Source organism: Arthrobacter sp. 01T419 (assembly GCF_056398865.1).
Map to the genome: position 1 here is coordinate 233051 of NZ_JBFTQF010000002.1, position 22140 is coordinate 255190.

Below are 22140 nucleotides of genomic sequence, written 5' to 3' on the forward strand. Positions count from 1 at the left end.
GGCCGCTAGCCGCGCGAGATCTCGATCATGTCCTCGCGCGGGACCACCTTGATGCGTTCGCGTACGACGCCGGCATCCGGGTTTTCTGCGGTCCAAGCGGCACCGAGGGCTACTTCGTGCGCATCGAGCTTGTTCCAGCCTTCCCAGGTGGTGTACTCGATGCCCCGCTCTTCGAGGAGGTCGATGATGGCCTGCGGGTCCGGATTTTCGGCCGGGGGCAGCGTGAGGCGGTCTTCCAACAGGCAACCGATGGTCTCCAAGGCATCGCCCTTGGTGTGCCCGATGAGGCCGACGGGTCCACGCTTGATCCAGCCCGTGGCGTAGATTCCGGGTACCGGCTTGCCGTCGGCGTCCAGCACCCGGCCGCCGTCGTTCGGGATGACCCCGCGGCGGGCATCGTACTCAAGCTCGTCCAGCGGGGAACCGTGGTAGCCGATGGCGCGGTAGACGGCCTGGATGGGATAGTCCACGAACTCGCCGGTGCCCTTGACGTTGCCCGTGCCGTCCAGCTGCATGCGCTCGAATTTGATGCTGGAGACTTTTCCGGAGCCGTCTTCCGACACGATTTCCACCGGGCTGTGCAGGAAGTGCAGGTGCAGCCGGCGGGACGAGGGCTGCTCGGCTTCGGCATGTTCCTCGACGAGCCAATTGGTCAGCGTGTTGACCATGGTCTTGATCTGGTTGTTGCTGCGGATGGCCTCATCGGAGGCTTCATCAAACTCGAAATCCTCCGGGTACAGCACAATGTCCACGTCATTGGAATGTGAGAGCTCGCGCAGTTCCAGCGGGGTGAACTTGATCTGTGCCGGGCCGCGGCGTCCGAAGACGTGCACATCCGTCACCGGAGAGGCCTTGAGGGCGGCGTAGACGTTGTCCGGGATTTCGGTCACCAGGAGGTCGTCCGCGTGCTTGGAGAGCATGCGGGCTACGTCCAACGCCACGTTGCCGTTGCCGATGACTGCTACTTCCTTGGCATCCAGCGGCCATTCGCGGGGCACGTCCGGGTGTCCGTCATACCAGGACACGAAGTCGGCCCCGCCGAAGGATCCCTTCAGTTCGATGCCGGGGATATCCAGCTCCGCGTCCTTGATGGCACCCGTGGAGAAGATCACTGCGTCATAGAAAGAGCGGAAGTCGTGCAAAGTGAGGTCGCGGCCGTAGGTGACGTTACCGAGGAAGCGGATGTCGCCGCGGTCCAGGACCTTGTGGAGCGCGTTGACGATGCCCTTGATGCGGGGGTGGTCCGGCGCCACGCCATAGCGAATCAGGCCGTACGGCGCGGGGTATGCCTCGAAAAGGTCGATGCTGACCTCGACGTCGCCATCCTTGACCTCGTTGGATTTGGTCAGGATGTCCGCGGCATACACGCCGGCCGGTCCTGCGCCGACAATGGCGACGCGCAATGGACGTTGTGAGGTGGTTTCGGCCGAGTTGGACACCGTGAACCCTTCTGAGACGGGAATCCGCCCCGCGTGGTGGGGCGCGCAGTTTCCAATTCTAGTTCTCCGTTGCCTCCGGATTGTCAGCGGGTGGCAGGAGTGACACGGTTGGGCGAGGAAACTCACACAAACTTTCCGGCCGTACGGTCAGGAATACCTTCGCAACATGTGGTGTTCTTGACATTGTGTCTACGCCCGAGCAAACCGCGCCCGCCCTGTCCGCAAACGCTCCGAACGCAACAGCATCCGCCGCTGCTGAAGCAAAGAGTGCAAAGAGTGAGACGACGGCGGGTGTGGTCTTCGGCATCGGGGCTTACGGATTGTGGGGCTTGCTTCCGCTCTACTTCTTGGTGTTGCAGCCCGCCGGAGCCGTGGAAATCGTCGCGAACCGCGTGGTGTGGTCCCTCATCTTCTGTGCCCTGCTGATCACCATCACCCGGACATGGCGCCTCCTGGGCACCGCTTTCAGGGACCGGGCCGTCCTTGGACCGCTCGCCCTGGCTGCCGGACTGATCGCCATCAACTGGCTCACCTACACCTTCGGGGTCACCACAGGACACGCCGTCGAGGCCTCGCTCGGCTACTTCATCAACCCGCTCGTGTCGGTGCTCCTTGGTGTCTTCGTCCTGAAGGAAACACTCCGCCCGCTCCAGTGGGCCGCCGTCGGAATCGGCTTCATCGCCGTCGGTGTGCTGACCGTTTCGTATGGCAAGCTGCCGTGGATCGCGTTGGTCCTGGCCTTCAGCTTTGGGCTCTACGGTTTCGTGAAGAAGCGCGTGGGGCCGAAGGTCAATGCCATCACAAGCCTCACCGTGGAGACCGTGGTGCTCGCCCCGATCGCCGGCGCCACCATGATTGTCCTCGGCCTCACCGGGGCCGCAACCTTGGGAAGCGACGGCCCGGGCCACTTCTGGCTCCTGGCGGCCTCGGGCATCATCACCGCCGTGCCGCTCCTGTTCTTCGGTGCCTCCGCACGCCGCCTTCCCATGACCACCATCGGCCTGCTGCAGTACTTCGCTCCGATCCTCCAGTTCATCGTGGCCCTGGCCGTCTTCCACGAAGCCATGACGCCTGATCGCTGGGTGGGCTTCGGCATTGTATGGCTGGCCCTGTTGGTCCTGACCGTCGACATGCTGCGCACCGCACGCAAGAACTCGGTCATGAGGAAGAGGGCACGGCTCAGCGCGGCCTAACCATTTTTGCGACGCTTCCCTCGAACGTCAGAGGCCGCTTACGGCATCGAGTCCGCGCGCTCGTAGTCCCGCGGAACCACCACCATAGGCACCGGCAGCGCCCGGAGGATCTTGTTGGCGGTGCTGCCCATGAACAATTTGCTTCTTTCCGCCAGGCGCGATGAGCCGATGATGACCACTTCGCCGTCGATCCACTCCAAGCTGTCGATCGCTTCTTCGATGCTTCGGCCGTGGGCCACCTCTACCGTCACGTCGTGCCCTTGCGGCAGGCGGGAAGCAGCATCGCTCAGGACAGTGTTGGCGTGGCGATGAGCCGCATTGGTGGCTTCTCCGCCTTCGTCGGTGCCGGCGTCGAGCGTTACCAGCGACACGAGCCGCAGCGGCACGCCACGGCGGTTGGCTGCGCCGATGGCGGTGGCGATCGCAGCGTCAGCCCCGGAGCGCTGCCCCGTGGCCAAGGTGAACCGGGTGACGGGCTCAGTGCGGTTGAATCCGCGCGGCGCCAGGGCCACCGGAACGGGCGAAGCATGCAGCAGCCCGTTGGCCACGCTGCCTACCGTGAACCTCTTGAACAGCCCATTGCTCGACGCACCTACCACAATCAGTCCGGCGTCGATCCCGGCGGCCTGGATCAGCCCTGAAGCGAACGATTCAGCAGGCACCGCCCGGAAGGTGGCCTCAACGTCGTCGGGCACTAGCGCGAGGCTCTGGGCGTGCGCGGTCAGGACGGCCTGTTCAGCGGGAGTTGCGCCAGAACTTTCGGGGTACAAACCCGAGTAGGGGGTATGCGCGTCCACGACATACACAAGGTCCAGCACTGCGTCCTGCGCGCGGGCCAGGGACGAGGCCAGGGCAACAGCGTCCGCGCCGCGTTCATTCGGCGTGTAGCCAACTACATATCGCATGTGAAGACCCCTTTGTCGACGGCGAATTCCAGGGCCCGTCCGGGGAATCCGGGCAACGTTGGCCGGTCTGGATTCGCTAGCTAGGCACGACTCTACCTGCGGAAAGAGCTTCCCATACCCGGACATGCCCGTTCTTAAATGCCAAGGATGGACATAGTCACACTATGTCCATCCTTGGCACGCAGAGGTGGGCATGTCCACCTGGGTTTCGGCTAGGCGCTGGCCTTGTGGTTAGGCGTTGGCCTTGATGGCCGCGGCCAGGACCTCGAGTCCGTCAAGGAGCAGTTCGTCGCTGATGACCAGCGGCGGCAGCAGACGGATCACGTTGCCGTAGGTACCGCAGGTCAGGATGATGACGCCTTCCTGGAGACACGCGGCAGCCACGGCCTTGGTCAGTTCGGCGTTCGGTTCCTTGGAGCCGGCCTGGACCAGTTCGATCGCCAGCATGGCACCGCGTCCACGGACGTCACCGATAACTGGGAGTTCCGAAGCGAGCTCGCGCAAGCGGCCGAGGGCGATTTCCTCGATGTGGCGGGCACGGCCGTTGAGGTCGTGCTCCTCCATGGTGCCGATGGCAGCAAGCGCAGCTGCACAAGCAACCGGGTTGCCGCCGTAGGTGCCGCCGAGGCCGCCTGGGTGGACGGCGTCGAGCAGGTCTGCACGGCCGGTGATGGCGGACAGCGGGAGGCCGCCGGCGATCCCCTTGGCCATGGTGATGATGTCCGGGACAACGCCTTCGTGGTTGACGGCAAACCATTCACCCGTGCGGCAGAAGCCGGACTGGACCTCGTCGGCAATGAAGACGATGCCCTTTTCCTTGGCCCATGCGGACAGTGCCGGCAGGAAGCCTTCGGCCGGGACGATGAAGCCGCCCTCGCCCTGGATCGGTTCGATGATGATCGCGGCAACCTGGTCGCCCCCGATCTGCTTCTCGATCATGGTGATGGCCCGCTTCGCGGCCTCGGCACCGGTGATCTCCGGGTTTTCCTCGCGGAACGGGTAGCTCATCGGCATGCGGTAGACCTCAGGCGCGAACGGGCCGAAGTTGGTCTTGTAGGGCATGGCCTTGGCGGTGAGTGCCATGGTGAGGTTGGTGCGGCCGTGGTAGGCGTGGTCGAAAGCGACCACGGCGTCACGGCCGGTGGCCAGGCGTGCCACCTTGACGGCGTTCTCCACTGCTTCGGCACCGGAGTTGAAAAGCACGGTGCGCTTCTCGTGGTCGCCCGGGGTGAGGCGGTTCAGCTGCTCGGCGACGGCGACGTAGCCCTCGTACGGGGTGACCATGAAGCAGGTGTGGGTGAAGTGCGCTGCAGCGTCCTGGACGGCGGCGACGACGGCGGGATCCGAGGCGCCCACGCTGGTCACGGCGATGCCCGAGCCGAGGTCGATGAAGGAGTTGCCGTCGACGTCGCGGATGATGCCGCCGTCGGCGTCCTCAACGTAGACGGGAACGCCCGAGGAGACGCCGGCAGCGACGACGGCCGCGCGGCGCTCGTTCAGGGCCTGGGACTTGGGGCCGGGGAAGGCGCCGTTGATGCTGCGCTTCTGGTCCAGGCGGTAGGAGAGTTCGTGTGCTGTTGCGGTCATGATGGTTCTTTCTTTCTTACGCGTCCAGCGCAGACATGACGTGCTTGATGCGCGTGTAGTCCTCGACGCCGTACATGGACAGGTCCTTGCCGTAACCGGACTGCTTGAAACCGCCGTGCGGCATCTCAGCTGTCAGCAGGATGTGGGTGTTGATCCAGACCGCACCGAAGTCCAGGTCGCGGCTCATCCGCATGGCCGTGCCGTGGTCCGTGGTCCAGACGCTGGAGGCCAAAGCGTATTCGACGTCGTTGGCCAGCTCGAGCGCCTCGGCCTCGGTGGTGAACTTCTGGACCGTGATGACTGGTCCGAAAGTTTCCTTCTGGACGACGTCGTCGCTCTGCTTGGCGCCGGTGATGATGGTGGGCTCGAAGAAGAATCCCTTGTCACCCGCACGGTGGCCGCCGGTTTCGATCTTGCAGTTGGCCGGCAGGTGCTCCACCACCGAGTTCACGGCGTTGAAGTGGTTCACGTTGTTGAGCGGACCGAAGTAGTTTTCGTCGTCGTTCTGCGAACCGGTGTGCAGCGTCTTGGTGTGCTCCACCATCGCGGCAACCATGTCGTCGTGAATGGAATCTTCAATCAGCACGCGGGTGATGGCCGTGCAGTCCTGGCCGGCGTTGAAGAAGGCGAACTCCGCGATGGCCGCGGCGCTCTTCTTGATGTCGGCGTCCTTGAAGACGATGGCCGGGGCCTTGCCGCCGAGCTCCAGGTGGGCACGCTTGAGGCCCTTGGCCGCTCCGCTGGCCACGGCAATGCCGGCGCGTACGGAGCCGGTGATCGAGACGAGGCCCGGGACCTTGTGCTCGACCATCATGGCGCCCGTAGCCCCGTCGCCAAGGACCACGTTGAGAACGCCGGCCGGGAAGATCTCCCCTGCCAGACGGGCCAGGACCAAGGTGGATTCCGGAGTGGTGTCGGAGGGCTTAAGAACCACGGTGTTTCCTGCGGCGAGGGCGGGGCCGATCTTCCAGATGCCCATGAGGAACGGGTAGTTCCACGGTGCAACCTGGGCCACGACGCCGATCGGTTCGCGGCGGACGTACGAAGTGTGTCCCTCGAAGTACTCGCCGGCGGACTTGCCTTCCATGATGCGAGCGGCGCCTGCGAAGAAGCGGAGCTGGTCTGCGCCAGCGGCAACTTCCTCGGAGGCGATGAGGGCGCGGACCTGGCCAGTGTTGCGGTGCTGGGCCTCAACGAGCTCGTCGCTGTTGGCTTCAATGGCGTCAGCGAGCTTGAGCAGCATGAGCTGGCGCTGGCCCGGCGTGACATGCTTCCAAGACTTGAAGGCTTCCTTCGCTGCATTCATGGCAGCATCGACGTCGGCCGCCGTAGAGATAGGCGCATGAGCGACAATCTCCCCGTTGGTGGGGTTCACGATATCGAGCAGTTCGGTGCCTGCGGGCGTGACGAACTCGCCGTTGATGAAGTTCTGCAAGGTTTGGACCACGGTGTACAACCTCTTTCGGTGTCTAGGCATTGGTTGCAGCTGCTCCGAGCCTATGTCAGCGCCCGGCAGCGCGGAATAGTCAGGTGCACACCCAGGCTCCCTCGACTTAGTGCGAATGACCAGTGCCGGGATATCCTTTTTTGCATGGCAATGTCACTCGCCGCGCTCGTCGCCGTCCACTCTCTGAGGCTCCGCAAAGCCGGCCTCGCGGAAACCACCTGGAACGAAGATATCCGCTGGGTGGCTGTGACCGAGCAAGAGGATCCCCAGCGCTTCCTCAATGGCGGCGAGCTGATCCTGACCACTGGGCTCAGGCTCAACGGGGCCGCGGAGCAGCGCCGCTTCGTGCGCCAAGTCCAGCGAGCGGGCGCCGTCGGCATCGGCTTCGGCACCGGGCTGACCCACGAGGCCGTGCCTCCCGCGCTCATTGCGGAAGCGAACCGCTGGGGCCTGCCGCTGGTGGAAGTCCCTTATGAGACCCCTTTCATCGCCATCGGCAAGCTCGTGGCCGATTCCCAATCCGCTGACCACTATTCCAAGCTGGAACGCCTCATCGCCGGGCACCAGATCCTCGCCCGGGCCCTACTGACCGGCGGCGGGCTGGGCGAACTTCTCAAGCAGTTGGGCAGCATGCTCAGGACCGACATCGCGCTCACCCAATTCAGCGCCCAGCTTTACAACAGCGCGGCTGGCAGTCCCCCACCGACGGCCGAGGACTGGGCATCCTTCCCCATCCCGACGGGCCGCCGCGACGCCTGCACACTGTGGATCAAGCAGCCTTTCGGCGACACCGGAATTGTCGGTTATGCGCAGAACCTGATCAGCGTGGAACTCAACAACATGGTCAAGCAGCGCCAAAGCCAGCGGGCTTTGGCGGGCCAAGTACTCGACGATGTCATCCACGGAACCCTGGACTCGGTCGAAGCCGCCCGCCGTCTGGCCGGCGTCGGAATCAACAGCACCCGAAAGAACGTGGTGCTGCTGGTGGTCTCCGCCGCACACCACAAACAGCTCGGCAGCACCTCGCTGCCGCAGTCCCTCGACGGCGGTGTGACCGCCGTCGTCGGGAAGGATCTGGTGACCGTGGTGCCCGACGACGGCAGTTCAGCAAGCGCGCTGGCCAAGGATCTCAGTGATCATCTTTTGGAAGCCGGGATCCACGCGGTGATCGGTATCGGCGGTGCCTACACCAAGCCGAACGGCGTGCGCTGGAGCTACTTCGAAGCGCGCGACGCCGTGGCGCACGGCTTGCCGGTCAACGAACCCGAGCGGCTCAGCCTGACCTCGCTGCTGCTCGCGAGCGAGGACGTGCCGCTGGCCGACATGGCGAGCGAGGCCCTCACTCCCCTGCGGAAGTTCGACGCCGCCCACGGCTCCGAGCTCGTTTCGACCCTGGAAAGCTACCTCAACCACAACGGCTCGGTGGCGGCTGTCGCCGAAGCCCTGACCCTGCACCGAAACACAGTGCGGTACCGACTGGCGCAAATCACGGACCTCACCGGCTACGACCCCGCCCAGACGCCGGACCGGGTGCAGCTGTGGCTTGCCCTGGCCGTGCAGAGGCTGGGAGCTCGCAACCCGCGCTAGCCGAGCCGAAGGCCCGGCCGCGGGGGGCTAGCGGAAGATATCGGCGGCCACGCCCATGATGATCCTGTCCCCCGACGTCGACTTTTGGAGGAAGTCCACAACAGCCCAATCGTCCAGTGAAATGCATCCAGCGGTAGGCACCTTGTTTTCGTGCAGGAAGATGGCAAATCCGGCATCCTGGATGATCGGAGAGTCCGGAGGACGGTTGTAGTTAATGACGGCCCCTTGCCGGTAATCATGCTGTCGGCGCGTTGCGAAGTACCACATGTTCTCGTCATAACCCACCCACGAACTGGACTCGAAGTACGTGTTGTAGGTGCTGGTCCACGGATTTCCACCCCAGCGCGAACCTGGGTTCAACGTGCGGTACGGCAGAGCTGTGCCTGGATTACCCAGACCGAATCCCTCTGTGACAGAGAACGATCCTGTGGGCGAGTAGTTGTAGCGGGTCGGACCTGAGGGAACCCCAGGCGGCTTGAAACCGCTGGCTCCCACAAAACCGTTCGTCGTCCATTCTGTCACGTACAATCCTGCCACCCGCTTGCAGTACGCAACACCGGCGTAGGACTGGCCATAGGCGGCGGTGTAGACCAAAGTCACGTGGTTGGCGTTGCCCGAGGAGTATTTCACTCCACCATCGTTCAGCCGCGTGCACTCGCTATTCCTGTAGTCGAGGCTCGCGGCTGGGGTCCATGTCAGGTACCCGCCCTGGAAGGCTTGGGCACATTCTCCGTTGATGCACTTTTCGGGCGACGCAGGATAGCCAAGGTAGCTCAGGTGCCATCCCATTTGCTGGTACTTGGCCCTCATGCCCCCTCGGACGGGCTGCGCCCCGGTAACCGACGACCAGAAGATCAGGCCTGCTTGAAACGGCTGGTAACACCCGCCGCCGGACAGCCCGCATACCTCGCTGTCGAGGGGGTAACCAAGGTAGCCTCCGGCAGGACCGCCCAGGCTGTCATATAGCGAACGGATGCCTCCAATGACACCGTGCGCGCCGGTCTCGGGAGACCAGTAGATGACGCCGCCTTGGAATTGCTGGAGGCACCCCGAGGCTGGCTGGCCACAGATCACGTCGGTGATGGGGTAGCCAAATCGTCCGTTTTCGAACCCTGAACCGGCCCACGCAGAACGAATGCCGCCGCCGCTCGTCTGCGCACCGCTGGCCGGTGACCAAATGATGCCTCCACGCTGATACATCTGGTAGCAGCCGCCGGCCTTCAGCCCGCATATCTCGCGGGAGGTCGGGTACCCCAGCCAGCCAGATTCAGCCCCGGACCTGGCATAGGCTGCGCCAATGGCCCCAGGCGTCCATACACCGACTGCCCCCGACGCTGGGCTCCACACAATTCTGAGATTCCCGAAATTTTGTTCGCAGCCAGAACTCACAAGGCCGCATGATTCCGGGGCGGTAGGATAACCCGCCTGGGCATAGCCACCGTAAAACCGGAACAAGGCTCCGCCGATACCACCTTTGGTCCAGACAGTCTGAAGACCCCCAACAGGATTCCAGGTGATATCCAAACCACTAGAGAACCGCTGGAAGCAGCCATTGCCTGCACATTGTTCATCGCCCACCGGGTAGCCGAATGCGGATAGCTGTCCGCTTGCGTGCCACTGAGGACCTGTCTTTCCCACCGTAAGCAGCACCGCGTTAGCGCCCGTGGACGGCGCTGAGTAGATGCGTCCGCCGGCAAACAGCTGGACGCAAAGGAGATTCTGCTCGCACGATACATTCGATGTCGCGGGCCCCAAAGGTCCCGCTGCCCCGCCCAATAACTGCCATTTGGCCCCGATCACCCCGTCGGGAATGATTTCTTCCTGGGCGTGGACCTGGGCCGGAGCAGGCTCAGGTGTCGGAGTGGACACGGGCACTACGTCCTGGGTTGGAGCCGGCGCGGGCGCCGTAGTCGGTCCCGTCGGTTCCTGTGTCGGGACCGTGGCAGGGGTCGCATAAACGGTGGGAGACGGCGTGGGAAACGGTGTGGGAGACTCCGCCGGCGAAAGATTCACGGCGGTTGCCGCCGTGGGCGCGAGTCCAACGGCCACAACGGCAGCCAGAACACACATTGCTAGGATGCGGACGGCCCGGGTGGCACTGTTTGCCATCATTTGGAAACCACCGCCTCACACGTGGAGCCGGCGGGTGCCGCGTGGGCGACTTCCGCGGCATGGACCTCCGTGCTGGCACCGGCAGCAAGTTCCTTTTCGATCATCGAGTGACCAGCAACGCTGCTTGTGGTGCCCACGGCGATGGCGATGGTGTACTTCACCGCCGCCGTTCCCGTGTTGGTCAGTGTCCCGGAGAAAGACCAGGTTCCGTTGGCGTCGGCTGCGCATCGCACATTCTTCAGGGCATCAGTCACGAGAGCGTCAGGAGACGGTGCGGCCATGCTCTCCGTGGGCGCCGACGTAGGCGTCGGCGTGGGCGTCGAAGGTGGTGGGGCAGCACTCGGAGGTGATGCTGAGGACGGCGAGGTGCAGGCGCCCAAAGTAAAAAGTCCTACTGCACAAAGCACGACGGTTAATGGCCAGTTCTGCATTCTTCCCCCAAAAAATGATCACAACCTGCCCAGAATTGTGTTTCTGGCCAGCAACAGTTGCGAGACTACCAGTGGCCGAACATCATGTGCGAGATTCACCACAAAACTTCGCGCATCAAACATCAAACGTCTAACCTTTAGATATGGCTTCAACTCACCCGACATCCCACGCAATGGAAGCAACCACTGTGCCAGGCGCCCGCGGAACGGTGGCACCCAAATCCCGGGTGATCGCCGTCGTCGGGATCATTGCCGTCATCCTGATCGGACTGAATCTGCGCGCCGGCATTACCAGCGCGGCTGCACTGTTCCACGAGTTGCAAACATTCCTCGGCTACGGGGCACTCGTGGCGTCGGTCCTTCCGTCCATCCCCTTGCTGTGCTTCGCCGTCGCGGGACTAGGCACGTCGTGGCTGTCGCGCCGGATCGGCGTAGAGAAGTCGATCTTCGTGGCTCTGGCGATGTTGGCTGCGGGCCTCCTGGTACGCAGTGTCCCCGCAACTGGCGCCCTCCTTGCCGGAACGGTGCTGGCGATGTCCGGCTTGGCGGTGTGCAACGTGGCCATGCCGTCGTACATCCGCGAGCACTACGCAGCAAAGACTTCCATGATGACAGGCCTCTACACCTTCACCATGTCCGGCGGCGCGACCTTCGCCGCGGCGGTCAGCGTGCCACTGGCCCAGCAACTTGGCTCGCCGTCGATGGGTCTGGCCGCATGGGGCATCCTCGGCGTCGCCGCATTGCTTGGCTTCCTCCCGATGGTGCTCCACACCCACCGCTCGTCGCGCAAGGCCGGCCAGGAACACGTTTCCATGTGGCCGCTCCTGCGCACACGGCTTGGACTCCTGATCACCTCCATCTTCACGCTGCAGGCCTTCCTTGCTTATGCCGTGATGAGCTGGTTTGCCTACATTTTGACGAGCCAAGGACTCAGCGCCTCTGAGAGCGGCCTGCAGTTCGGGCTCATGCAATTGGTCTCCGTGGCCGCCGGCATGATCCTGCTGGCCATCGGCTCGCGGCCCCGCATGATGCGGCCGGCCCTGTACTTGGGCAGCGGGGCGACGCTGCTGGGCGTCCCCGCCATGCTATTGCTGCCGACGTCGCTCGCGGCGGTTCCCGCGGTGCTGTTCGGTTTCGGCCTGGGTATCTTCCCGCTGGTCCTGGTGATCATCAGCCGCAGCGGACGTACGACGGCGGAGACCACCGCCATGTCCACCGTCGCCCAGTCCGTGGGGTACTTGATAGCGGCCTTGGGACCGTTCGGCATGGGCCTGCTCCACAGCGCTACCGGTTCCTGGACACTCCCCTTGGCGCTCTTGGCCGCGGTGGCCCTTGCCCTGATGGTGACCTGCCACTTGCTGACCAGCAAGCGCACGCCGATCAAGGCCGGACCAAGGCCGGTCCTATGAGCCTGATTCCTTCGCACCGGCCCGTCCTTGCCGATGAGGTCACCAGCCAGCTGCGCAGCATGATCCAGTCCGGAGAATGGCCGCTACAGGAGAAGATTCCGGCCGAGCCGGAGCTCATGGCCTCACTCGGAGTCTCGCGGGGCACGCTCCGCGAAGCCATCAAAGCACTGGCGCACAGCGGAATGCTTGAGGTCCGACGCGGAGACGGCACGTATGTCCGTGCCACCAGTGAGATTTCCGGCGCAGCCCAGAGGATGTACAAGGAACACACACAGGAGCACGTAGTCGAGGTACGGGTGGGGCTCGACACCCAGGCGGCCCGGCTAGCCACGAAGCATGCCACGGCCGAGGACATCGCCGCCATGCGGGCCCTTCTCCAAGTGCGCCACGACGCGTGGCTCGCGGCCGACTACCCCGCTTGGGCCCGCGCGGATTGGGACTTCCACGAACGGGTGGCGCTGGCTTCGGGGAATCCATTGCTCCACCAGTTGTACGTGTCCTTCGGCGGGGTCTTCCACGACGATCTCCTCCGCCAGCAGCGCAAGGCCGGCTTCAATGGCATCCCGCACGAGGGCCACGACGAGCTCGCCGACGCCATCGAAGCACGCGACGAAGTGGCCGCCGTCGCGAGCGTGTACCGCAACCTGGACTTCGCCGCGGAATGGATCAACAACTAACCCCGAACGCCCGCTCACCTATGCCGGGGTTTTCCCCAACGCTCGCTCATTTCTAGTGAGCGAGCGTCCGCCGGAAATGCCCCCAAAGATGAGCGAGCGTCCAGTCACTCATGGGTGTCGCGTCTCAGTTCGACGCCGGCGTCCGCCGCCCCGCGGAAGGGCGCGTCGATGAGCACCACGTCGCGGCCGGCCCGGTGCAAGAGACTTGCGGCGACGCCAGCCCGGTAGCCGGAGGTGCAGTGCACCCAGGTCTTCGTGTCCGGAAGCTCATCCAGACGGAGCAAAAGCTCGTGCAGCGGTACGTTCAATGCCCCTTGGACGTGCGACGCGGCAAATTCCTCGGTACGACGCACGTCCAGCACGATTTCGCCCAGGGTTCGGTCCTGAATCAATCCCGTCCAGTCGGTGCGCGGATAACTCACCAAAGGGATGCCCGGGGCCAGCATCTTGGGGTCCTCGCCGACTGCCGCGTCCGGGGAGTCGATTCCGATCCTTGCGAGGTCGCGTATGGCTTTCTCGACGTCGTCGTGGGCTCCCAACAACGTCAGCGGCCGATTCCATGGCAGGACCCAACCCAAGTAGCTCGTGAAGCTCGATCCGGTCCCGTATTCAAAGGCCACACTGCCGCGCAAATGGCTCGCGGCGAATGCCATGCGGTGACGCAGGTCCACCACCCATTCCCCGGCGTCGAGCCGGCGCTCCAGCTCCGTGGGATCCACTGATTCCGGCACATCGAGCACGGCAGGGCCGGGCCCCAACGCGTTGAGCGGGCTCATGTGCGCGTAGTAGCTCGGGTAGGCCGTGACACTGGCCAAGAGGTGCCTGACAAAGTGGTCTTCGTCCGGGTCCGTGAGCGCATGGTTGGTGGCGGCTTGCTCGCCGATGGTCGAAGTGGGGATCTTGCTCGCAGGGCCAATGGAGCAGAAAGAGCCGAAGCCGTGAGTGGGATAGAGGAGCGCGTCCGGTTCTGCCTCAGCCACCAGACGTCGAACGGAGGCGTACTGCTCGTGGGCCAGACCGGCGGTGTCTTCCGGGCCAATCAAATCCGTCCGGCCCACCGAACCGTAAAGCAGGCTGCCACCCGAGAACACAGCTTGCCGGACGCCTGTTCCTGGGTCGGGGTCCGAAACCACATAGGCCAGGTGCGTGTGGGTATGGCCCGGAGTGGGCACTGCCTTGACGTTCAGCCTACCGACCCGGAACGCCCGCCCCGGGAGAATAGGCTCGCGCTCAAACGCCACGTTGTCTGCGGCGTTCACCAGATAAACGGCGCCATGGCCCCGCGCCAGCACCAGCCCGCCGGTCACGTAGTCGTTGTGGATGTGGGTTTCAGCGATGTGCGTGATCGCCACACCGGCGTCCCGGGCGGCTATATCGACGCGGTCGGTATCACGCTGGGGGTCGATCACCAGCGCCACCGTGCCGTCATGGACGAGGTAGCTGCGGTCCCCCAGTTGGGTCGTTTCGACGACGACGACGTCCATGCGCAGAGTCTAACCCCGACAACACGCAACGCGGGGTCACTTAGCGCCCATTCCGATGCTCCGGATGGGCGCTAAGTGACCCCGCGTTGTAGAAACTAGACCTGGGCGGCCACGCCATCGCGCGAAATGTCCACCATGTCCTCGCGCGGCACAACCTTGATGCGTTCGCGCTGGACCTCGACGCCGTGGGACGTGCCGGCGTCGGAAGCGGCCGCGCCCAAAGCAAGCTCGTGCGCGTCCAGCGCCAGCCAGCCTTCCCAGCTGGTGAACTTCACGCCGCGGGCGTCCAGGAGATCGACGACGGCGTCCGCCTCGGGAACTGCGGCGAATGGCAGGTTTTCGCGATCTTCCAGGAGGTACGTGACCGTCTCCAGCGCGTCGCCCTTTGTGTGTCCGATGAGGCCGATGGGGCCACGCTTGATCCAGCCCGTGGCGTACAGGCCTGGAACGTGCTCGCCGGAAGCGTCCAGCACGCGGCCGCCGTCGTTGGTGATGACGCCCTTCTTGTGGTCGAACTCGACGTCCGGCAGGGCGGAGCCGAAGTAGCCGATGGCGCGGTATACGGCCTGGACCGGGTAGTCGACGAGCTCGCCGGTACCGCGCGCGTTGCCGGTGCCGTCCAGCTCGGTGCGCTCGAACTTGATCGCGGCAACCTTGCCCGGGGTTTCTGCGGAATCCACGATCTCCACCGGGCTGTGCAGGAAGTGCAGGTGCAGGCGGCGGGAGGCCTTGAGCTCCGAGAGGTCCTCGGGCTGCTCGGCGATCCAGTTGGTGAGGGTACCCACCATGGTCTTGGTCTGGTTGTTCGTCTGGATCTGGCGGTCAGACTCTTCGTCAAACTCGAAGTCCTCGGCGTACAGGATGATGTCCACGTCCTTGGAGTGGGACAGCTCGCGGAGTTCCAGCGGGGTGAACTTCACTTGCGCCGGTCCGCGACGGCCGAAGACGTGAACGTCCGTGACCGGGGAAGCCTTGAGTCCGGCGTAAACGTTGTCCGGGATTTCGGTGACAAGAAGGTCGTCAGCGTGCTTGGACAGGACGCGGGCCACGTCCAGCGCCACGTTGCCGTTGCCGAGCACAGCCACGGAGGTGGCTTCCAGCGGCCATTCGCGGGATACGTCCGGGTGTCCGTCGTACCAGGAGACGAAGTCGGCGCCGCCGAAGGAGCCTTCAAGCTCGATGCCCGGGATGTTCAGGTCCGCATCCTTGATGGCGCCGGTGGCGAAGATGACGGCGTCGTAGTGCGTGCGAAGGTCTTCGATGGAGATGTCAGTGCCGTAGTCGACGTTGCCGAAGAAGCGGATGTCGCCGCGGTCCAGGACCTTGTGAAGGGCGTTGACGATGCCCTTGATGCGGGGGTGGTCCGGGGCAACGCCGTAGCGGATCAGGCCGTAGGGGGCCGGGTAGCGGTCGAAGAGGTCGATGCTGACAGTCAGCTCGCCGCTCTTGACGGCCTCGCTTTTGGTCAGGATGTCAGCTGCGTAGACGCCGGCCGGGCCGGAGCCGACGACGGCGACGCGCAGCGGACGTGCAGCGGTTCCTACGGTGGTGCTAGATGACACGGCTGTGTTCCTTTTCAGTGTGCTTCCCAACTGGCTCGCAGTTGTTGTTGTTTTGAGGGCTCAAAACGACACCTAATGCGAGCTAGTTGGGTGAGGGGCTAAGGGGTAACGACGCGGGGCTTGTTGGGGGTCAGGGTGCTGTAGTCAGCGGTCTTGAAATGCTCGGGGGCGAAGGGGCTCACGCGCACCACATCGCCGATCACAATCACCGCGGGATTTGCGACGCCGGTGGCCTCGGCTTGCTCGGCAATGGTTGCCAGGGTGCCGATCGTGACGCGCTGTTCGGGCATGTAGCCGTTCTCTACGATACCTACCGGCGTGTCCAAGGGCATTCCGGAGTCAGCGAGGGCGGCCGCGGATTCGCGAAGTTTGGCCACACCCATGAGCAGGATCACGGTGTGGTCGGGACGGGCCGGAACCTCGGACAGTTCCTCGTGGCCGGTCACCACGCTGAAGCCCTTCGCGAGTCCACGGTGCGTCACGGGAATGCCTGCTGCCGCAGGCACGGAGATCGCCGAAGTCACACCGGGAACCACTTCAACCTCGACGCCGTTCTGCCGGCAGAATTCCGCTTCCTCGCCACCCCTGCCCAGGACATAGGGGTCGCCACCCTTGAGCCGGACCACGCGGTGGCCGGCAAGTGCTTCCTCCACCAGGATGCGGTTGATCTCCAGTTGCGGCACGGGGTGGTGCCCGGGGGTCTTTCCGACCTCGATCACGCGGACGTCCGGAGCGAGTTCCTGCAGCAAGTCGCGCGGTCCAAGACGGTCGGCGACCACGACGTCGGCCTGGCCCAGGAGGCGACGGCCGCGGACGGTGATGAGTCCGGAGTCTCCAGGACCGCCGCCAACAAGGGCGACGCTTCCGGTGGAAGCACGACGACGGCGGAGCGGTAAGTCTCCCGTCTCAAGTGCGGTAGCAACGGCGTCGCGCAGGGCCATGGCACGGCGGGGATCTCCCCCGGCGTTGATCGCGATCTTCACGTCGTCCACAACGGCGACGGCGGGCGTCCAAGCTGCCGAGGATTCGTGGTCCGAGGCGTTGACGCACCAAATGCGCTGCGCCTCGGCGTCGGCGGCTACCTGGGCGTCAACAGCGGCAACGCCAGTGGCCGTCTGGACGAACCAGACGCCGTCGACGTCGGAAGAAAGGTAAGCGCGCGGCTCCCAGGTGAGCAGGCCGGAGCCGGCGAGTTCGCGGAGCGTGTCAGAGGCTACGGGAGCCACCACGGTCACCCGGGCACCGGCGTCGAGCAGTCCCTTGGCGCGTCGCGCAGCCACGGGTCCGCCGCCCACCACCAGCACCGGGCGGCCGAGCAGCCGCAGGGCTGTGGGGTAGATGTCCTGTATTGCCATGAAAAAACTGTAGGGCCGGGCCGTAACATGCTTCAAAGGTCCGGAAACACCAGTTCACGCTAGGTAACCCAGCGTCACATTACGCTCGAGCTGTAGGTGCTTCCCAGCCGATCGCCGGAGCCACGTATTTGGCGATGTTTCCCAGCAGCTTGACGTTGTAGTCCACCCCGAGTTGGTTGGGCACGGTGACCAGCACGGTGTCGGCGGCCTGGACCGCGGCGTCCTTCGCGAGTTCCTCCGCCAAGGTATCGGGCGCACCGACGTAGCTCTTCCCGAAACGCGACAGGGCGCCGTCGAGCATGCCCACTTGGTCGCGGTTTTCCACCTGCGCGCGGAGCCCGAAATAGTGTTCGTCCTCGGCGTCCACCACGGGAATGATGCTGCGGCTGACCGAAACGCGCGGTTCGAAACCGTGCCCGGCGGCGGCCCAGGCTTCCCGGAACATGGCGATCTGCTCCGCCTGGAGCTGGTCGAAGGGGACCCCGGTATCCTCGGTGAGCAGGGTGGAGCTCATGAGGTTCATGCCTTGTTCCGCGGCCCACACGGCGGTCTTGCGGGTGCCGGCGCCCCACCAGATGCGCCGCGGCAGCCCGGACGACGCCGGCTGGATCGGCAGGAGGCCGCGGCCGCCGCCCATGAAGGAGGGATCGGCTTCGGCCACGCCATGGCCTGCGATGGCGTGGCGGAACACTGCGGTGTGGCGGCGGGCCATCGCGGCGTCGTCCTCACCCTCGGCAGGCGCGTAGCCGAAGTACCGCGCGCCGTGCAAGGCCGGCTCGGGTGAACCACGGCTGATGCCCAACTGCAGCCTGCCTTGGCTGATGAGGTCCGTGGCCGCTGCTTCCTCGGCCATGTACAGAGGGTTCTCGTAGCGCATGTCGATCACGCCGGTTCCCATCTCGATCCGGCTGGTCCGGGCCGCGATGGCCGCCAACAAGGGGAACGGCGAGGCCTGCTGGCGCGCAAAGTGGTGCACGCGGAAGAAGGCTCCGTTGATACCGAGCTCCTCCGCCGCGACGGCCAAGTCGATCCCCTGGAGCAAGGCGTCGCCTGCCGAAGGAGTCAGCGAACCCTGGACCGGCCCCCAATGGCCGAAGGAGAGAAAACCGATTCGTTTCATGCCCGCATCAACCACGGGGCGGTCCGGGGAATTCCTTCAGGCCGCGCCCGCGTGGGGCGTGCCTACCGAAAAGAAGGGCCCGACGGCGGAAGTCGCCGTCGGGCCCTGCTTTCAGTTAATCCGCAAAACCATTGACGTCCGTCTCGGTCAAACCTAATATGGAATCGATTCCAGGAATCGATTCCATATCCCTACAGCCAGTCAGTCAAAGAGGATTAGCTATGGCCAACTCCCAGTTTGCGACCATGCCCACCGTGCATTCCCCCGCCCCGAAGTCGTCTTGGCGCGCCGCCATGGCCAGTACGGTCGGCTCCGTTCTTGAGTACTACGACTTTTTCGTCTACGGCACACTTTCAGCCCTGGCCTTCGGGCAGGTGTTCTTCCCCACCGGAGATGCCGGCACGTCCACATTGCTCTCCCTGGCAAGCTTCACGGTCGGCTTCATCGCCCGGCCCCTTGGCGGGATCATTCTTGGCCATTTCGGTGACAGGCTGGGACGCAAACGAGTGCTCCTCTTCACCTTCATGCTGACCGGCATTGTGACCGTCCTCATCGGTTTCCTGCCCAGCTACGCCCAGGTAGGCCTGCTTGCCCCGGTTCTCCTGGTATCACTGCGTGTCCTACAGGGCATTGGCATCGGAGGCGAATGGGGCGGTGCTGCGTTGCTCGCCGTTGAGCATGCACCCACAAAGAGCCGCGGCTTGTTCGGCAGCCTGGTTCAAGCCGGCGCCCCCCTCGGAGTCATCCTCTCCTCGGCCACCGTGGCTCTGCTGACAAGTGTCATGAGCCGGGCCGACTTGATCGCGTGGGGTTGGCGCATTCCTTTCCTAGCCAGCCTGCTTTTGCTTGCAGTCGGCGTTTTCCTGCGGTTCAAAGTGGAGGAAAGCCCGGAGTTCACGAAGATCAAGGCTGAGAAAGCCGAAGTGAAACTGCCCGTGCTTGAGGCATTGCGGAAGTATCCGAAAGAGATCGTCTCCGCCGTGTTCATCCACACGAGTGACACCACCCTCGGCCTGATCCAGGGGGTCTTTGTCCTCGGATATGCCTCCGGAGTCCTTGGCTTCAGCCCGACGATCGTTCTCTTGGCGAACGTGTTCTCTTCCGTCGTGAACCTCATTGCCACGCCCTTCGCCGGCGCATTGGGTGACAGGATCGGGCAGCGGCGCGTGCTGCGCGCAGGCATGGTCATGCTGGCGCTCTGGGCGTTCCCCATGTTCTGGCTGATCTCCAGCGGCACCATTGCCGGGCTTTTCATCGCCATGGGTGTGGGCGGCGTCCTCGGCGGCATTTTGTTCAGCCAGCAGGCCACCTTTTTCGCAGACATGTTCACTCCCGCCGTCCGCTACTCGGGCATGTCCATCGGTTTCCAAGTTGGCACCGTCCTGGGCGGCGGCTTCGGCCCCCTCATTGCCCAAGGACTGAGCAAGTCATCCAACGGCGCAACCTGGAGTGTTTCCCTCTACATCGCCATCATCGCAGTTCTGGGCTTCGTCGCAGTCTCCGTGGTCAAGCCGCGATTCGGCGCGTCTCAGGGCCTCACCGCACGCCGCTGACAACTGCCGCCAGCCACGCATCTCTCCGCAACCGAAAGCACTCAAGCAATGCAACCCTCAGACTCCATGTTCAAAGGCACCATCGGCCGCACCGTAGCCGAGTCAACACCGTGGTGGCCGGAAGCACGCCCCGGCCAAGAAAAGCGCCCCAACATCGTCATGGTGATCCTTGATGACACGGGCTGGTCCGACCTTGGCTGCTTCGGGTCCGAGATCGCGACCCCAAACATTGATGCGCTGGCGGGCAACGGTGTCCGTTTCAACAACTTCCATGTGACTCCGCTTTGCTCTCCCACCCGCGCTTCGCTCCTGACTGGCCGCAACCACCACTCGGTCGGCATGCGCTTCCTCGCCGATACGGACACAGGGTTCCCCAACTCCCGCGGCGCCATACGGCGGGATATCCCCATGCTCCCCCAAACGCTGCGCGAGCAAGGCTACGGGACATACTTGGTGGGCAAATGGCATTTGGCGCCGCTGCACGAAATCACAGCTGCCGGGCCTTTCCACAACTGGCCGCTGGCCCGTGGATTCGACGGATATTACGGGTTCATGGATGGTTGCACGGACCAGTACGAACCAGAGCTGTACCGGGATAACCACCCCGTTACTGCGCCGCGGACCGAAAACTACCACCTGAGCGAGGACCTGGCAGCCCAAGCCGTCGGATACGTCCGAAACCACATCGCCTACCGCCGCCACGACCCCTTCTACCTCCAGCTCGCCCTCGGCGCCACCCACGCCCCTTTCCAGGCTCCCCGGACCTTCATCGATAAGTACATTGACATCTTCGCCAAGGGATGGGACCAGACCCGCAAGGACCGGCTCGCCCGGCAGATCGAGCTGGGCTTGGCTCCTGCGGGAACGAGGCTGGCCGAACGCAATGCCGGCGTGATTCCGTGGGAAGAGCTCAGCGAAGAAGAACACACCGTCTACTCACACTTGCAGGCGGCTTTCGCCGGGTTCCTCGAGCACGCCGACACCCAGATCGGCCGGCTCATCGAAACGCTCAAGAAGTGGGGTGAATACGACAACACCATATTCGTCCTGCTCTCGGACAATGGAGCCAGCCGGGAAGGCGGGCCGTTCGGCGATGTGGACACAAATGCTCCCTACAGTGGCATCCGGCGCACGGCAGTTGAACAGCTTCCACTCCTGGACAGGCTGGGAGGCCCGAAGGGCGGCGCCCACTACCCCGAAGGCTGGGCCATGGCGGGCAATACCCCGTTCCGCCAGTACAAGCAGTTTGTCGACCTGGGCGGTGTCCGTTCGCCGCTGATCATGTCCTGGCCAAATGGCGCCACCAACCCCGGCGCAGTCCGCAGCCAGTTCTTCCACGCCGTTGACATGGCACCGACCCTGCTGAGCCTGGCCGGAATCGAGCCAACCCCTGGAATGGACGGCACGGACATGGCCAAGGCTTTGGCATCCGACAGCACGGATCTGGGCCGCGATACCCAGCACTGGGAAACCCTCGGCCACCGGGCCGTCTGGAATGACGGATGGAAGGCCGTCACCGCCCACATTCCCAGCCAGAGCTACGAGGACGACACCTGGCGGCTCTATGACACCCGGAACGACTTCTCCGAAAGCACCGATTTGGCGCAGTGGCACCCGGAACGGCTGCAGGAACTCCAACGGCTCTGGTGGAAAGAGGCCAGCACCCACGATGTGTTCCCGCTGGATGACCGGACTCTCTACGAGCTCATCACCGACCGCGGACCCCACGGACTCTACGCCGACACCACCATGGTCCTCCGTCCGGGCCAGGGTCACGTCCCGCTGGCCAGCGCCGTCACCGGTTCCAACCGAACCATCACGGCGACGGCTTTCGTCAACGGCTTCGACGCCAGTTGCTCGGGCACTCTTCTGTCCAGCGGTAGCATCCAGGGTGGCTATGTGTTCTACGTCCTGAATGGCGGGCTCGTGTTTGAACACTCGTTGCTCGAAGATCGCGTCAGGCTCTCCGCAGCGTCCCTTCCCGCGGGCAATGTGCAGCTCGGGTTCCGAATCCTTTCGCGCGACGGACGCTCGGCCGACGTCGAGCTCCTCGTCAACGGCATTGCCGTTGACCAAGGCAGCATCCCGCATGTGTCGGCTCACCTTTCCTTCTGGGGGCTCGACGTCGGACACGCACCGGGTAGTACTTTCACCGAGGCCTTCCGCGGTCCGTTCCCCTTTACCGAAGGTGCGTTGGATCGCATCGAAATCGCCGTTCACCCTGCCTACGACGACAACCAAGAGCTCGCTGACGCGATGCTCGCCAGCGAGTGAGGAAA

17 protein-coding genes and 1 pseudogene are annotated in these 22140 nt (G+C 64.2%); 6 read left to right on the forward strand and 12 right to left on the reverse strand.

Going from position 1 to position 22140, the window contains the following annotated elements:
* Window positions 1-5 precede the first annotated feature (5 nt).
* On the reverse strand, window positions 6-1439 hold the full coding sequence (locus tag AC1DLO_RS04785) for an FAD-dependent oxidoreductase (protein ID WP_476889435.1): 1434 nt from the start codon (window positions 1437-1439) through the stop codon (window positions 6-8).
* A 293-nt stretch (window positions 1440-1732) separates the two neighbouring features.
* On the opposite strand from AC1DLO_RS04785, the gene rarD reads away from it, so the two are divergent.
* Window positions 1733-2632: an EamA family transporter RarD gene (gene rarD, locus AC1DLO_RS04790; protein WP_476889610.1), complete on the forward strand. Its 900-nt coding sequence runs from the start codon at window positions 1733-1735 to the stop codon at window positions 2630-2632.
* A 38-nt stretch (window positions 2633-2670) separates the two neighbouring features.
* Here rarD and AC1DLO_RS04795 read toward each other — a convergent pair whose 3' ends face one another.
* The 3 genes from AC1DLO_RS04795 to AC1DLO_RS04805 all read right to left on the reverse strand — a co-directional run bounded on the left by AC1DLO_RS04795 (window position 2671) and on the right by AC1DLO_RS04805 (window position 6571).
* Window positions 2671-3537, reverse strand: a complete 867-nt coding sequence (locus AC1DLO_RS04795; protein WP_476889436.1) for a universal stress protein — start codon at window positions 3535-3537, stop codon at window positions 2671-2673.
* Window positions 3538-3768: 231 nt separating this feature from the next.
* The gene (gene gabT, locus AC1DLO_RS04800; RefSeq protein ID WP_184738440.1) at window positions 3769-5124 is read right to left on the reverse strand and encodes a 4-aminobutyrate--2-oxoglutarate transaminase; all 1356 of its coding nucleotides are present in this window, start codon (window positions 5122-5124) and stop codon (window positions 3769-3771) included.
* Window positions 5125-5140: 16 nt separating this feature from the next.
* Window positions 5141-6571, reverse strand: a complete 1431-nt coding sequence (locus AC1DLO_RS04805; RefSeq protein WP_476889437.1) for a gamma-aminobutyraldehyde dehydrogenase — start codon at window positions 6569-6571, stop codon at window positions 5141-5143.
* Window positions 6572-6715: 144 nt separating this feature from the next.
* Here AC1DLO_RS04805 and AC1DLO_RS04810 point away from each other — a divergent pair, with 144 nt between their 5' ends.
* Window positions 6716-8158 (forward strand): PucR family transcriptional regulator, encoded by a 1443-nt coding sequence (locus AC1DLO_RS04810; RefSeq protein WP_476889438.1) that lies wholly within the window; start codon window positions 6716-6718, stop codon window positions 8156-8158.
* Window positions 8159-8185: 27 nt separating this feature from the next.
* Here the strand turns inward: AC1DLO_RS04810 and AC1DLO_RS04815 are convergent, their stop codons facing one another.
* From AC1DLO_RS04815 to AC1DLO_RS04830, 4 genes and pseudogenes are all read right to left on the reverse strand, one after another.
* Window positions 8186-9505 carry a hypothetical protein gene (locus AC1DLO_RS04815; protein ID WP_476889611.1) on the reverse strand — a complete coding sequence of 440 codons (1320 nt, stop codon included), beginning with the start codon at window positions 9503-9505 and terminating at the stop codon, window positions 8186-8188.
* 141 nt (window positions 9506-9646) lie between these two features.
* Window positions 9647-10270: pseudogene (locus tag AC1DLO_RS04820) on the reverse strand (LGFP repeat-containing protein); the annotation flags it as partial.
* On the reverse strand, window positions 10267-10551 hold the full coding sequence (locus AC1DLO_RS04825) for a hypothetical protein (RefSeq protein WP_476914414.1): 285 nt from the start codon (window positions 10549-10551) through the stop codon (window positions 10267-10269). The pseudogene AC1DLO_RS04820 and the gene AC1DLO_RS04825, both read right to left, overlap by 4 nt.
* A complete protein-coding gene (locus AC1DLO_RS04830) occupies window positions 10532-10672 on the reverse strand; it encodes a hypothetical protein (protein WP_476889440.1) in 141 nt (46 codons plus the stop codon). The genes AC1DLO_RS04825 and AC1DLO_RS04830 overlap by 20 nt, the downstream gene beginning before the upstream one ends.
* A 202-nt stretch (window positions 10673-10874) precedes the next feature.
* Between AC1DLO_RS04830 and AC1DLO_RS04835 the strand changes: the two genes are divergently transcribed.
* Window positions 10875-12110: an MFS transporter gene (locus AC1DLO_RS04835; RefSeq protein ID WP_476889612.1), complete on the forward strand. Its 1236-nt coding sequence runs from the start codon at window positions 10875-10877 to the stop codon at window positions 12108-12110.
* Window positions 12107-12787 carry a FadR/GntR family transcriptional regulator gene (locus tag AC1DLO_RS04840; protein WP_476889441.1) on the forward strand — a complete coding sequence of 227 codons (681 nt, stop codon included), beginning with the start codon at window positions 12107-12109 and terminating at the stop codon, window positions 12785-12787. The genes AC1DLO_RS04835 and AC1DLO_RS04840 overlap by 4 nt, the downstream gene beginning before the upstream one ends.
* Before the next feature lie 104 nt (window positions 12788-12891).
* Here AC1DLO_RS04840 and AC1DLO_RS04845 read toward each other — a convergent pair whose 3' ends face one another.
* The 4 genes from AC1DLO_RS04845 to AC1DLO_RS04860 form a co-directional block, all read right to left on the reverse strand.
* On the reverse strand, window positions 12892-14271 hold the full coding sequence (locus AC1DLO_RS04845; protein ID WP_476889442.1) for a rhodanese-like domain-containing protein: 1380 nt from the start codon (window positions 14269-14271) through the stop codon (window positions 12892-12894).
* A gap of 95 nt (window positions 14272-14366) precedes the next feature.
* Window positions 14367-15833, reverse strand: a complete 1467-nt coding sequence (locus AC1DLO_RS04850) for an FAD-dependent oxidoreductase (protein WP_476889443.1) — start codon at window positions 15831-15833, stop codon at window positions 14367-14369.
* 98 nt (window positions 15834-15931) lie between these two features.
* Window positions 15932-17188, reverse strand: coding sequence for a uroporphyrinogen-III C-methyltransferase (gene cobA, locus AC1DLO_RS04855; protein ID WP_476889444.1), 1257 nt, complete (start codon window positions 17186-17188; stop codon window positions 15932-15934).
* Window positions 17189-17267: 79 nt separating this feature from the next.
* Complete coding sequence (locus AC1DLO_RS04860; protein ID WP_476889445.1) at window positions 17268-18308, reverse strand: LLM class flavin-dependent oxidoreductase; 1041 nt, start codon at window positions 18306-18308, stop codon at window positions 17268-17270.
* 221 nt (window positions 18309-18529) lie between these two features.
* On the opposite strand from AC1DLO_RS04860, the gene AC1DLO_RS04865 reads away from it, so the two are divergent.
* Window positions 18530-19861 carry an MFS transporter gene (locus AC1DLO_RS04865; protein WP_476889446.1) on the forward strand — a complete coding sequence of 444 codons (1332 nt, stop codon included), beginning with the start codon at window positions 18530-18532 and terminating at the stop codon, window positions 19859-19861.
* A gap of 48 nt (window positions 19862-19909) precedes the next feature.
* Complete coding sequence (locus tag AC1DLO_RS04870) at window positions 19910-22135, forward strand: arylsulfatase (RefSeq protein ID WP_476889447.1); 2226 nt, start codon at window positions 19910-19912, stop codon at window positions 22133-22135.
* The last annotated feature ends 5 nt before the right edge of the window (window positions 22136-22140 follow it).